This is a genomic window from Inquilinus sp. YAF38 (genome assembly GCF_052113205.1).
Classification (GTDB): Bacteria; Pseudomonadota; Alphaproteobacteria; order DSM-16000; family Inquilinaceae; genus Inquilinus.
The window spans coordinates 16,828-29,127 of record NZ_JBFRCU010000093.1 but is presented as its reverse complement, the minus strand read 5'-3'; the positions used below and the strand labels follow the sequence as shown (position 1 = coordinate 29,127).

Sequence of the window (12,300 nt, the reverse complement as noted above, 5' to 3'; positions counted from 1 at the left end):
GCTGAAGGAGGCCGGCGGCTTTCTGCTGCTGGCGGCGCGCAAGCCGCCGGCGCGCTGGCCGGTGGCGCTGCCCGACCTCGCCTCGCGGCTGAAGGCGGCGCCGGCGGTCGGCCTGGGCGAGCCCGACGACGTGCTGCTGGCCCAGGTGCTGGCCAAGCTGTTCGCCGACCGCCAGCTCGCGGTCGGGCCGGAGATCGTGCAGACGATGCTGGCGCGGATGGAGCGCAGCTTCGCCGAGGCGCGGCGGCTGGTCGCCGAGATCGACGCCGCCAGCCTGGCCCAGGGCCGCTCGATCACCCTGCCGCTGGTGCGCGGGATCCTGGCGGAGCAGGGCTAGGATCTCGGCAGCGCCTGAAAGGCGGCAAGGGCGAGGCGACGGGCGTCGCCATGGTCGACGATCGGCCGCGGGTAGGTCCGGCCCAGCGCCACGCCGGCCTCGGCCAGCACGGCCCCGGGCGCCCGCCAGGGCTTATGGATCCATTTCGGCGGTAGATTGGCGAGCTCCGGCACGAACCGTCGGACATACGCTCCGTCCGGGTCGAATTTCTCGCCCTGAAGGACCGGGTTGAAGATGCGGAAATAGGGCGCGGCGTCGGCGCCGCACCCGGCCACCCACTGCCAGTTGAAGGCGTTGTTGGCCAGATCGGCATCCACCAGCGTGTCCCAGAACCAGGCCTGGCCCGCGCGCCAATCGATGCGTAAATCCTTGATCAGGAAGGACGCGGCGATCATCCGGACGCGATTGTGCATCCATCCGGTCCGCCACAGCTGTCGCATCCCGGCATCGACGATGGGGTAACCTGTTCGCCCCCGCTGCCAGGCCTGCAGCGCCGTGCTGTCCACGTCCCAGGGGAAGGCCGCGAAGCGACCGTCGAGCGGCTCGGTCGGCATCTCGGGCCGGGCGACCAGCAGATGGGATGCGAATTCACGCCAGCCGAGCTCGCGCTGATAGGCATCGGCGGCGGAGCGCAGCCAGGGTGTTTCGGCCGCCGCGTGCTCGACCGCCTGCCAGACCCGGCGCGGGCCGATCTCGCCCCAATGCAGATGCGGCGACAACGCCGAGCTGCCGTCGACGTCCGGCCGGTCGCGCCGGGTCTCATAGCTGGCCAAGCCGTGCCGCAGGAAGGCCGACAGGCGCTTGCGGGCTCCGGCCTCGCCCGGAGCCCAAGCCTCGCGCAGCCCATCGGCCCAATCCGGCTTGGTCGGCAGCAGCGCCCAGCGGTCGAGATCGTCGCTCTGTGGCCAATGTCGGGGGCGGGGGATCTCCTTTGGTGCCTCGTGCGGCGCGACGATGCCGCCGCGCTCCAGGCAGGCGCGCCAGAACGGGGTGAAGACCTTGAACGGTGTACCGGCCCCGGTGCGGATCTCCCGCGGCTCGAACAGCAGGGCGGCGTTGCAGCTCTTGGTGGCGATGCCGCGCTGTTTCAGGTCGCGCTCCAGGACCGTGTCGTGCTCGGCCGATGCCGGCTCATAGCGGCGGTTCCAGAAAATGGCCGCGGCGCCGGTGTCCTCGATCAGGTCTTCCAGCACCTCCGAGGCCGCGCCCCGGCGCAGGATCAGCTTGCTGCCGCGCACCGCCAGCGCATCGGCCAGGGCGGCGAGCGAATGATGGAGCCACCAGCGGCTCGCGCCACCCGGGGACCACTCACCCTCGCCATCGCGGTCGAGGATGAAGATCGGAATCACCGGCCCGCCGTGCCGGGCGGCAGCGGTGAAAGCCGGGTTGTCGTCGAGGCGGAGATCCCGGCGGAACCAGAGCAGAGCGGGGGCTGTCATGGGCACGAAGCTGGATCGGCCGCGGGCAAGGTCCAGCCCGTCAGGCCACCAGCCAGCGCGGCGCGATCGGCGACAGCCGGGCACCGGGGAAGCGGTGCAGCCCGACGCGGCCGATCAGCCAGATGTGAAAGAGCGGGCCGAGCAGCCCGCGGATGGCGGGATCGAGCACGTCGAGGCCGCCGGTGTAGGCGCCGAAGGCCGGCAGCACCAGCCGGTGCTCATCGGCGACGAAGCAGCGCCCGGTCACCCGCCCGGCGCGGCCGCTGATCGCCGCCTTGGGATGGTAATGGCCGGAGATTTCGCCGGCGGCTCCAGGCGCGGCGGCGTGGCGGCAGATCAGGCCGTCGACCTGCAACTCCTCGGTCCGGTCGCCGGGCAGCGACCGCGGCAGGTCCGGGTCGTGATTGCCTAGCACCCAGATCCAGTCCCGGCCTCGCGCCAGCCGGGTCAGCGTCGCCAGGTCATCGGCGGTAAGGCGGTCCGCCCCTGCCGAATCATGGAAGCTGTCGCCCAGCGCCACCACGACTGCCGGGTCCAGCCGGTCGATCGCGGCGCCGAGCCGGCCCAGGGTCGCGGTGCTGTCATAGGGCGGCAGCAGGCAACGCGAGCGTTGCGCCAACGCCGTCGCCTTCTCCAGATGTAGGTCGGCCACCAGCAGCCAGCGCCGCTCCGCCCACCACAGCACGCCCGACGGATCGGGCCGGAAGGCGTGGTCGCGGAGCGGGATGGTGCGGGTTGGCATCGTCCGGATGTAGACCCGGCACCCGAGCGGCGCAACGGTTTTGTTCGATTTATGTTCTATCGTGGTGCGCAGCACGACCACAGCTTGAAGACCCTTCCGGCCTTCCTCGGGGACATACCCGCCATAAGATCGAAGTCCGTTCTGCGTGATCCCGAGCCGTGCCAACATCGGCCTGCCGGACGGATGTCCGCGCCAAGGCTCTGAAGCCGAAAAAGACGTGGGGGAGAGATGACGATCGTCCTGGCCGGATGCGGGCGGCCCATCATCAGAGGACAGCCAATGAAGCGATCCTTGTACTTGGCAGCGGCAGCCCTGCTCGGGCTGGCGGCGTCTTCGGCTGGCCATGCCGCCGATATGCAGCCCGGCCGTGCCGCCGCCCTGCTGCAGAAGCTGCTGACCTTCGACACCTCGAATCCTCCGGGCGACACCAAGGCCCTGGCGGAGTTCCTGAAGACCCAGTTCGAGCCGTTGGGCGCCCAGGTCGAGGTGATCCCGACGCCGAAGCAGCCCGGCCCGGTGCACTTCATCGCCCGGCTCAAGGGCGACGGCAGCAAGCCGCCCGTCCTGGTGGCGGCTCATTCCGACGTTGTCCCGGTCGAGCGGTCGCACTGGACGGTCGATCCCTTCGCCGGGGTGGTGAAGGACGGCTATGTCCTCGGCCGCGGCGCGATGGACTTCAAGGGCGGCCTCGCCGTCTTCGCCACCGCGGTGATGATGCTGGCCGAGAACAAGGTGCCGCTCGACCGGGACGTGATCTTCCTGTCGGAAGCGGACGAGGAGGCTGGCGACTACGGCACCGACTGGCTGGCCGAGAATCACTGGGACAAAATCGATGCCGAATTCGCGCTGAACGAAGGCGGCTGGATCTTCCAGAACAAGGACGGCGCGGCGCGCCAGGTCAACGTCACCACCCGCGACAAGATCTATCTGACGCTCAAGCTCTCGGCCACCGGCACGCCGACCCATTCCTCGCGGCCGGCCCTGCCGAAGGACAGCGCCATCGGCCGGCTGTCCGTCGCCCTGGCGCGGCTCGCCGCCAGCGACACCGAGCCGAAGCTGAACGACCAGACCCGCAGCTATTTCGAGGCGCTGGCCCGCAGCGCCGGGGAGCCGCTGGCCGGCCGGATCCGCACGCTGGTCGAGGGCAAGGACGCGGCCGCGCGGCGCCAGGCGGGCGAGGAGATCGTTGCGGCGGGCGATTACCCGCTGCTCTGGCACGCGCTGATGCGGGACACGGTCGCGGTCACCATGCTGGAGGGCGGCATCAAGGAGAATGTCATCCCCGGCTCGGCCGCCGCCCTGGTCAACATGCGGCTGGTGCCCGGATCGACCCTGGACGATGCGATCGGCGAGGTGCGCGCCATCATCCAGGACCCGCAGATCGAGATCTCGGTCCCGGCCTACCCGTCGCTTGATGCGGCGCGGGAGGCGATCGCGAAACGGACCGCGGAGGCAGCGTCGTCGATCGACACGGAGCTGTACCGGGCGCTGGCCGCAAACGCCGAAGCGGTGTGGCCGAAGGTCGAGGTGGTGCCGGCGCTGTTCGAGGCCGGCACCGATGCCGTGGCTTGGCGCGCCAAGGGCATCCCGGTCTATGGCATCTACCCCTATCCGCTCGATAACGAGACGCTGCTGCGCATGCACGGCAACGACGAGCGGATCGGCGTTCAGGCCCTGGATCAGGGCACGGAGTGGGTCTACCGCACACTTGTGGAGGTCGCCGGCAAGAAGTGACGGATCGGGCGGCGCGGCCTCTGCGCCGCCCCTCATCCTCGCGGCGGGCCGTGGGCACCCGCCCGGATTTTCAGGATCATAATAGGGGGTATTTCATGACCGGATTGGCAAGTGCGGCCCGGGCCGCAGTCGGGGCGATCGTCCTCGCAAGCCTGGCTGCTTGCGCGCAACAGATGACCGGCGAGAGCGAGGATCTCGCTCAGCTCTACCGACAGGCCATCTATGATTCCGCCGTCAAGCGGCCTTCCTTCCAGCGCAAGCTGACGCCGATCGATGCGGGACTGCGGCAGGTCACGGTCGTCACGCTGACCACCAAGACAGACGACCCCATCGAGCCGTCAGATGCTCTTGCGGCGCCCAAAGGCGTTCTCCGGCTCGGCCGGAATACCGACAGCACGGGCAAGGTGCTGTCGGCGACGTGGGTTTCGTTGCCGTCGGAATCGCGGCCGGCCTGCAAGGGCGCGCAGGATCCGGTGCTGGCGCTCGAACAGCTGCTCGGCATGCCGCCGGCGGGGGGCGAGTGGGAGCTCGTCCAGTTCAGCGTCGCCCCGGAACACGTCTTCCGGCCATGCGCCAGCGGACCGGATATCAGCACGACCCAGTGCTCCTTCGCCCTGCCGACGCAATTCTCGTCGCCGGCGGAACGGCGGGCGGTCGAGGAGACGCAGCTCTTCGTCTTCGGTCAGATGTGGAATTCGTATGTCGCGGATTTTCCGACACCCGGCTATCCCTTCACCGGCATGGGTTGGACCTACAATTGGAGTCCCGCCTCGAAAGACCACACCGGAATCTCCGAATATGTGGTGAAGCGCGGTGCGCCGGTGAGCGACATACGGGTTTTCACCCCGAGTGAATTCTGCAATGGCGGCTAGGCGGGCAGCCCGGCCTTGAGCAGGCCGTCGCGGCAATGGCCGCGGTCCCCGTCGCGCTTGTAGTGCAGGGTCGCCAGGAACGCCTCCGCCGTGAAGGCCGGATCGATCCGCAGCACGGCCTGGGCATGGGCGCCGGCGGCGGTGGCGTCGCCCATCCAGGCCAGCGCGGCGGCGAGGAAGGCGTGGTGGGTGTGGTCGGGCTTGGTGATGTGGCTGTAGGCCTCCACCGCCTCGGCATAGCGCCGGGCGGTGTAGTGCGCCCGTCCGAGATGGCTCCAGAACCGCTCCGGGTGATGCGGGTTGAGCCGCATCGCCTTGCGGATCCAATCGATGCCTTCCTCCGGCCGGCCGAGCCAGGTCAGGATCTCGCCCTGCTGCACCACGATCAGGTCGTAATTCGGGTTGGAGGCGATCGCCCGTTCCTGGTGGTACATGGATTTGTCGAACTCGTCCCGCGCCAGGGCGACCGCCGCGAGGATGCGGTGGACATCGGCGTCGTTGTCGTCGAGGGCGATGGCGATCTCGAGCTCGCCGACCACGGCGTCCCAGGTGGAGTCGCGGTCGGCGCACCAGGCGTTGACCCAGCTCTGGCCCAGCACGCAGGCCCGCCAGGCATGGGCATGGGCATATTTCGGGTCGAGGGCGACGGCGCGGTCGAGCATCGCCAGCGCCTGGGCGTTGTCGTCGCGCGTCGACCGGTGGTGCAGCACCTTGCCGGCCAGCAGGCATTCATAGGCTTCCAGGTTGTCCGTGGTCTTGCGCTTGGCCCGGTCGCGCGCCGCGGCCTCGACCCGGCCGGGCAGGGTGGCGGCGATCGCCGACGTGACCTCGTCCTGGATGGCGAAGATGTCGGCCAGGTCGCGGTCGTAGCGCTCGGCCCAGATGTGCCGGTCGGTCTCGGCGTCGATCAGCTGCACCGTGACCCGCACCCGGCCGCCGGCTTTGCGGACGCTGCCCTCGACGACGTAATKGACGCCGAACTCGCGGGCGACGTCCTGAACCTTCACCGCCTTGCCCTTGTGCACGAAGGCGGAGTTGCGCGAGATCACCAGCAACTCGTGGAAGCGCGACAGCTCGGTGATGATGTCCTCGGTCAGTCCGTCGGCGAAGAACTCCTGCTCCGGCTCGCCGCTCATATTGGCGAAGGGCAGCACGACGATGGAGGGCTTGGTCGCGACCGGAGCGGCAGCCGCGGCGACTTCGGTCGGAGCTTCAGCCGCCGGCAGGTCGAGCCGGACCCGGTAGACGCGGATCGGCCGGGAGATGTTCTTGACCGTCTGCTCGCCGAGATCCTCGAAACCGAAATCGAGCCGGTCGCCGACCTGGTCGCGCACCGCGCCCGACACGCAGATCCCGCCCGGCTCCGCCAGCGCCTCCAGCCGCGCCGCGACATTGACGCCGTCGCCGAACAGGTCGCCGTCCTCGACGATCACGTCGCCGAGATTGATGCCGATGCGGAATTGGATCCAGCGTGCCGGCGAGACGTCGGCGTTGCGCCGGGCCATGCGGCGCTGGATCTCCGCGGCACAGGTCAGGGCATCGACGATGCTGGCGAACTCGACCAGCATTCCGTCGCCCGTGGTCTTGACAATGCTGCCGCGGGCCTTGGCGATCGCCGGGTCGATCAGCTCGAGCCGATGGGTCTTCAGCCGCGCGAGGGTGCCGGACTCGTCGGCCTCCATCAGCCGGCTGTAGCCGACCATGTCCGCCGCCAGGATCGCGGCCAGCCTGCGCTGGACCTCCGGCCGTTCCATGGGCTCATCCTCGCCCCGAAAGACGCAATTTTAGCAAATCCGGGGCAGGGCGACAAACGATGTCGGCCGCTCACGCCCGCTTCCGGCCGCGCTCACCCCGTTTCGGCTGGGCTTCTGCGATCATCTCGGCGGCTGCCTCCTCCAGCATCGCGTCGATCGCACCGGCGGCGACGCTGACGCGGCCGATCTCGAGCAGCACCGGGACGGCGAGGGGGGAAACGCGGTCGAGCGCGCGGTGGGTCAGCTTGCGCCTGGCCCGCTTCAGCGACAGCGCGACGCGAGCGACGTCCACCAGGCCGCGCGCCGCATCCGCCCTGGTGGCCCGCAGCAGCACATGGTCCGGTTGGTGCCGGCGCAGCACGTCGTAGATCAGGTCGGCGCTGACTGTGACCTGGCGCCCCGTCTTCTTCTCGCCGGGGGACCGGCGCTCGATCAGCCCGGCGATGATGGCGACGTTGCGGAAGGTGCGGCGCAGCAGGCTGGAATCGCCCATCCACGCCTCCAGGTCGTCGCCCAGCATGTCCTCGCTGAACAGCGGCGCCGGGTCGGTCACCGGATGCAGGCTCCAGGTCGCCAGCACATAGTCGGTGGCGACGAAGCCGATCGGCCCCAGCCCGGCCCGCTCCATCCGCTTGGTCAGCAGCATGCCCAGCGTCTGGTGCGCCTGCCGTCCTTCGAAGCAGTATGCCACCATGTAGTGCCGTCCGCCGCGCGGGAACGTCTCGATCATCAGCTCGCCCGGCCCGGGCAGCCCGGAACGGTCCCGCTGCAGCTCCAGCCATTCGCGCACGTCGTCCGGCAGCCGGGGCCAATGGGCGGGGGTTGACAGCAGGCGGCGCACCCGGTCGGCCAGGTGGGTGGTCAGCGGCATACGGCCCCCCGCGAAGGCCGGCACCTTCGGCTCGCCCGTGGCGGCGCGGCTGGCGATCACCGCCATCTCGCGGATACCTTCGAAGCGCAGCAGCTGGCCGGCGAACATGAAGGTGTCGCCTGCCACCAAGCCCTGGGCAAAATACTCCTCGACCTCGCCCAACACCTTGCCGAAGCCGCCGCCGAGCCGGACCTTCAGCGTCTCCTGCTCGACGATGGTGCCGACATTCATCCGGTACTGTCGGGCGACCACGGCGCTGGCCACTTTCCAGCGACCCTCGGCATCCTGCTTCAGCCGATGGAAACGGTCGTAGCTGCGCAGCGCGTAGCCGCCATGGGCGACGAAATCGAGGACATCGTCGAAATCGCGCTTCGGCAGTGCGGCATAGGGCGCCGCCCGCCGCACCTCGGCGAACAGCGCCTTCGCGTCGAAGGGGGCGGAGCAGGCGCAGCCCAGCAGGTGCTGCGCCAGTGTGTCCAGCGTGCCGGGCGCCGGCGGGTCGCCGTCCAGCGTCATCGCCTCGACCGCGTCGGAGGCGGCCTGGCATTCCAGCACCTCGAACCGGTTGGCCGGGACCAGCAATGCCACCGAAGGCACGTCGAAGCGATGGTTCGACCGGCCGATGCGCTGCAGCAGCCGGCTGGCGCCTTTCGGCGCGCCGATCTGGATCACCAGGTCGACCGCCGCCCAGTCGATGCCGAGGTCGAGCGAGGAGGTGGCGACCACCGCGCGCAGCTCGCCCCGCGCCATTGCCGCCTCGACCTTGCGGCGCTGTTCCGCGGCCAGGCTGCCGTGATGCAGCCCGATCGGCAGCACGTCGTCATTCACCCGCCACAGCGCCTGGAACACCAGCTCGGCCTGCGCCCGGGTGTTGACGAACAGCAGCGTGGTGCCGGCCTTGCGGACGCGCTCATACAGCTCGGCCGCGGCATAGGTGCCCATATGGCCGGACCAGGGCAGGCGGCCCTCCGTTTCCAGGATCTCGACCACGGGTTTGATGCCGGGAGGCCCCTTGACCGTGCGCACCAGCGCCGGGTCGGCATGGCCGGTCGGCGACAGCCAGGCGACCAGCGAATCGGGATGCGCGACCGTGGCCGACAGCCCGATCCGGCGGGCCTCCGGCGCCAGGGTGGCCAGGCGGGCGAGGCCGAGCGCCAGCAGGTCGCCGCGCTTGGTGCCGGCCAAAGCGTGCAGCTCGTCGACGATGACGCAACGCAAGGCCCCAAAGATGCGGTCGGCGTCGCCATAGGACAGCAGCAACGCCAGGCTCTCCGGCGTCGTCATCAGGATCTGCGGCGCGTGGCGGCGCTGGCGCTCGCGCTTGACCTGCGGCGTGTCGCCGGTGCGGGTCTCGGCCCGGATCGGCAGCCGCATCTCGGCGATCGGCTGCTCCAGGTTGCGATGGATGTCGACCGCCAGCGCCTTGAGCGGCGAGATGTAGAGCGTGTGCAGCCCTTCGCGCGGCCGCTCCGCCAGCTCGGTCAGGGTCGGCAGGAAGCCGGCCAGGGTCTTGCCGCCGCCGGTCGGGGCGATCAGCAAGGCATGGCTGCCGTCGCGCGCCGCCTGCAGCATCTCCAACTGATGCGGGTGCGGCGTCCAGCCCTTGTGCCGGAACCAGCCCTCGAAGGCCGGCGGCAGCAGCGGTTCGGCGATCTCCGCCAATATGGTCATGGGCCCTTCGTTTCGGCCTGAATGCGTCCGACCAGATCAGCCCAGGACCGACCCGGATGCAACTGTTGTGTTTTTGTTCTCGTCAACCGGCTGTCGTGTTGCGGGTGCAACGCGTCTGCCCGCGATCGAAATCCCGCTGACATCTGGATCCGGCTTTCTGGTCGCAGCAATAAGCTGGAGCAGATCAGCATGGTCGCGATAGAGTCGGCACGGCGTTCCTTCCGTATGCCACGCGCGAAGGCGGTGGTCTTCGCGCTGATCCTGGCGATGACAGCCTATGTCGTCGGCCACAACGAGCGCTTCCTGGTCGAACCCGACAACCCGGTGTGGCAGCACTACCGGTCCTTCCAGTGGTGGCTGCTGCCGCACGGCGTGGCGGGGGCCAGTGCGCTGCTGCTGGCGCCGCTGCAGTTCTCCGACCGGCTGCGCCGCCGCTTCGCCGTGGTGCACCGCGTGGTGGGCCGGATCTATGTCGCCGGCGTCTTCGTCTTCGCGCCGCTGGGCGCGTACATCCAATGGATCGACGAGGCGGCGGGCGCCTCGCGCTCCTTCACCGTCGCCACGATCGTCGATGCGCTCCTGGTGATGGTAACGACCGGGATCGGCCTCGCCTTCGCGCTCAAGGGCAGGATCCCGCAGCACCGGCAGTGGATGACCCGCAGCTACGCGGTGGCGCTGACCTTCTTCGAGGGCCGCCTGATTCTCGGCCTGAGCGGGCTCGACCGGCCGCCGGACCCCGCGGTTGCCGAAATCGTGGTGTGGACCTGCGTGGCGCTGGCGATCCTGGTCGGCGACCTGGCCAACGAGTGGTACGAGATGCAGAGCGGTCGGCGGTCACCCGCGCGGTAAGACAGGCTGGCGCCGCGGCATCCGATGGTCACGGCGCCGCACCGTTTCGGCCATGATCCGCGATCAGCCTGCGCCGCCACGGTCACCGCATCGGATCAGCCCATGAGCCGCCGGACAAGCAAGCGCCTGCTGGTCGCCTTCATCGCCCTGGGGGCATTTGCCGCGTTCGTGTTCTTCAACAACAGCTCCCGGCTGCACGGCGCGCCGGGCGGAAAGCCGGTGCTGCTGGCGCATCGCGGACTGGCCCAGGGCTTCGATCGCACAGGCCTGACCGGCGACACCTGCACCGCCGCGCGCATGCTGCCGCCGGAACATTCCTATCTGGAGAACACCATCGCCTCGATGCGCGCCGCCTTCGATCTCGGCGCCGACATCGTCGAGATCGACATCCAGCCGACCACCGACGGGCGCTTCGCCGTGTTCCATGACTGGACGGTCGACTGCCGCACCGAGGGCCATGGCGTCACCCGCGAGCACAGCCTGGCCGAGCTGCAGGCGCTGGACATCGGCCATGGCTACACCGCCGATGGCGGCAAGACCTTTTCGTTCCGCGGCAAGGGCGTAGGGCTGATGCCGTCGCTGGACCAGGTGCTGGAGGCCTTCCCCGAGCGCCGCTTCCTGCTGAACGTCAAGAGCGACGACCCGGCGGAAGGCGAAATGCTGGCCGCCTATCTCACAACCTTGCCCGCGGATCGCCGCGACCTCCTGGCGGCCTATGGCGGCGACCGGCCGATCGCGGCGCTGCGCGAGCGGCTGCCCGGTTTCCGCTCGATGTCCCGCGCCTCGATCAAGGATTGCTTCGTCAATTACGCCGCGCTGGGCTGGACCGGCCATATGCCGGAGCCCTGCCGGCGGTCGGTGCTGCTGGTGCCGGCGAATATCGCGCCCTGGCTGTGGGGCTGGCCGCACCTTTTCGTCGCCCGGATGAAGGCGGCGGGCACTCCGGTCTTCCTGATCGGCCCGTGGAGCGGCGGCTTCTCCGAAGGCATCGACGACCCGGCGCTGGTGGCCGATCTGGTCGCCGGTGGCTACGCCGGCGGCATCGAGACCGACCGGATCGATCGGATGGGGCCCACGCTGAAGAATTGAATCCGGACTGCCCGCCCTGTCCTGGCCCTTTGCGCCGGCCGCCCGACCGGGGCATAAGGGCGGCGACACAAGCGGAGGATGCGATGCGTGCGGACGGACCGATCGGGCTGATGGCGGCGATCCCGCAGGAGCTGGCGGCGCATGACGATCTGGTGGTGCGCACCGAGCGCGAGATCGCCGGCTGCCGCTTCCGCCTCGGCCGCCTCGGGACCCGCGACTTGGTGGCGGTCGAGGCCGGCATCGGCAAGAGCCACGCCGCCATGGTCGCGACCCTGCTGCTGCAGGAGTTCAAGTGCAGCTCGCTGCTGTTCTCCGGCGTCGCCGGCGGCCTCGACCCCGACCTCGCCATCGGTGACGTGATCGTGGCCGACCGGCTGGTGATGCATGATTACGGCGCCCGGGTCGGCGGCCGGCTGAAGCCCTACCAGCCCGGCGTGCCGCCGCTGCCGGGCTTCCCCGAGGAGACCGGCTACGAGCTGGGCCAGGATCTCAGAGAAAAGATCAAGGATGCTATCGAAGGCCTTGATATCGGCGGATTCGGAGCCGCGGCGACCGGCGGAGAGCCGCACCGGTCGCGGCTGATCTTCGGCACCATTCTGACCGGTGACATCTTCCTCAACGATGCGCAGGAGCGCGAGCGGCTGCACCGCGAGTTCGGAGGTGTCGCCATCGAGATGGAGGGCGCGGCGGTGGCCGCGGTGGCCGAGCGCTTCGGCGTGCCGGTGGTGGTGGTCCGGGCGCTCAGCGATCTTGCCGGCAGCGAGAGCCACATGGATTTCCCCGCCTTCCTCGACGCCGCCGCCCGCATCGCCGCCCGCGTGGTCGGGCGGATCTCGACGGTGCTGTAGCCGGGCTGCCGACGGCACGACGGGGGCTCGACAGGCGCGCTGCGGGTGACAACATCATGGCTTGAACCACCGGCCGAAACGGGCCGGCGCGGAG

The 12,300-nt window shown here is 69.7% G+C and carries 10 protein-coding genes; 6 read left to right on the top strand and 4 right to left on the bottom strand.

Going from position 1 to position 12,300, the window contains the following annotated elements:
* Window positions 1-337, top strand: a 337-nt coding sequence (locus AB4Z01_RS29825; protein WP_441699785.1) for an HdaA/DnaA family protein, incomplete at its 5' end; no start/stop codon positions are given.
* On the opposite strand, the gene AB4Z01_RS29820 is transcribed toward AB4Z01_RS29825, so the two are convergent.
* Together AB4Z01_RS29820 and pdeM are read right to left on the bottom strand one after the other, a co-directional pair.
* Entirely contained in the window at window positions 334-1,776 is a 1,443-nt protein-coding gene (locus tag AB4Z01_RS29820; protein WP_441699784.1) for a cryptochrome/photolyase family protein, read from the bottom strand. The genes AB4Z01_RS29825 and AB4Z01_RS29820 overlap by 4 nt on opposite strands.
* 40 nt (window positions 1,777-1,816) lie before the next feature.
* On the bottom strand, window positions 1,817-2,518 hold the full coding sequence (gene pdeM, locus AB4Z01_RS29815) for a ligase-associated DNA damage response endonuclease PdeM (protein ID WP_441699782.1): 702 nt from the start codon (window positions 2,516-2,518) through the stop codon (window positions 1,817-1,819).
* Window positions 2,519-2,797: 279 nt separating this feature from the next.
* On the opposite strand from pdeM, the gene AB4Z01_RS29810 reads away from it, so the two are divergent.
* Both AB4Z01_RS29810 and AB4Z01_RS29805 read left to right on the top strand, forming a co-directional pair.
* A complete protein-coding gene (locus tag AB4Z01_RS29810) occupies window positions 2,798-4,252 on the top strand; it encodes a M20/M25/M40 family metallo-hydrolase (protein ID WP_441699781.1) in 1,455 nt (484 codons plus the stop codon).
* A gap of 95 nt (window positions 4,253-4,347) precedes the next feature.
* Window positions 4,348-5,124, top strand: coding sequence for a hypothetical protein (locus AB4Z01_RS29805; protein WP_441699780.1), 777 nt, complete (start codon window positions 4,348-4,350; stop codon window positions 5,122-5,124).
* On the opposite strand, the gene AB4Z01_RS29800 is transcribed toward AB4Z01_RS29805, so the two are convergent.
* Together AB4Z01_RS29800 and AB4Z01_RS29795 are read right to left on the bottom strand one after the other, a co-directional pair.
* Window positions 5,121-6,878, bottom strand: coding sequence for an adenylate/guanylate cyclase domain-containing protein (locus tag AB4Z01_RS29800; protein ID WP_441699778.1), 1,758 nt, complete (start codon window positions 6,876-6,878; stop codon window positions 5,121-5,123). The two genes, AB4Z01_RS29805 and AB4Z01_RS29800, sit on opposite strands and share 4 nt — an antisense overlap.
* A gap of 70 nt (window positions 6,879-6,948) precedes the next feature.
* Window positions 6,949-9,420: a ligase-associated DNA damage response DEXH box helicase gene (locus AB4Z01_RS29795; RefSeq protein WP_441699776.1), complete on the bottom strand. Its 2,472-nt coding sequence runs from the start codon at window positions 9,418-9,420 to the stop codon at window positions 6,949-6,951.
* Between the two features lie 225 nt (window positions 9,421-9,645).
* Here AB4Z01_RS29795 and AB4Z01_RS29790 point away from each other — a divergent pair, with 225 nt between their 5' ends.
* The 3 genes from AB4Z01_RS29790 to AB4Z01_RS29780 all read left to right on the top strand — a co-directional run bounded on the left by AB4Z01_RS29790 (window position 9,646) and on the right by AB4Z01_RS29780 (window position 12,206).
* Window positions 9,646-10,269: a DUF2306 domain-containing protein gene (locus tag AB4Z01_RS29790; protein ID WP_441699775.1), complete on the top strand. Its 624-nt coding sequence runs from the start codon at window positions 9,646-9,648 to the stop codon at window positions 10,267-10,269.
* 102 nt (window positions 10,270-10,371) lie between these two features.
* The gene (locus tag AB4Z01_RS29785; protein ID WP_441699773.1) at window positions 10,372-11,358 is read left to right on the top strand and encodes a glycerophosphodiester phosphodiesterase family protein; all 987 of its coding nucleotides are present in this window, start codon (window positions 10,372-10,374) and stop codon (window positions 11,356-11,358) included.
* A gap of 83 nt (window positions 11,359-11,441) precedes the next feature.
* Window positions 11,442-12,206: a 5'-methylthioadenosine/adenosylhomocysteine nucleosidase gene (locus AB4Z01_RS29780; protein ID WP_441699772.1), complete on the top strand. Its 765-nt coding sequence runs from the start codon at window positions 11,442-11,444 to the stop codon at window positions 12,204-12,206.
* The last annotated feature ends 94 nt before the right edge of the window (window positions 12,207-12,300 follow it).

Excerpts from the sequence above, each read along its gene's own strand:
- pdeM (WP_441699782.1), bottom strand. The coding sequence starts at position 2,518 with ATGCCAACCCGCACCATCCCGCTCCGCGACCACGCCTTCCGGCCCGAT.
- AB4Z01_RS29795 (WP_441699776.1), bottom strand. The coding sequence starts at position 9,420 with ATGACCATATTGGCGGAGATCGCCGAACCGCTGCTGCCGCCGGCCTTC.
- AB4Z01_RS29790 (WP_441699775.1), top strand. The coding sequence starts at position 9,646 with ATGCCACGCGCGAAGGCGGTGGTCTTCGCGCTGATCCTGGCGATGACA.
- AB4Z01_RS29820 (WP_441699784.1), bottom strand. The coding sequence starts at position 1,776 with ATGACAGCCCCCGCTCTGCTCTGGTTCCGCCGGGATCTCCGCCTCGAC.
- AB4Z01_RS29805 (WP_441699780.1), top strand. The coding sequence starts at position 4,348 with ATGACCGGATTGGCAAGTGCGGCCCGGGCCGCAGTCGGGGCGATCGTC.
- AB4Z01_RS29785 (WP_441699773.1), top strand. The coding sequence starts at position 10,372 with ATGAGCCGCCGGACAAGCAAGCGCCTGCTGGTCGCCTTCATCGCCCTG.
- AB4Z01_RS29780 (WP_441699772.1), top strand. The coding sequence starts at position 11,442 with ATGCGTGCGGACGGACCGATCGGGCTGATGGCGGCGATCCCGCAGGAG.
- AB4Z01_RS29810 (WP_441699781.1), top strand. The coding sequence starts at position 2,798 with ATGAAGCGATCCTTGTACTTGGCAGCGGCAGCCCTGCTCGGGCTGGCG.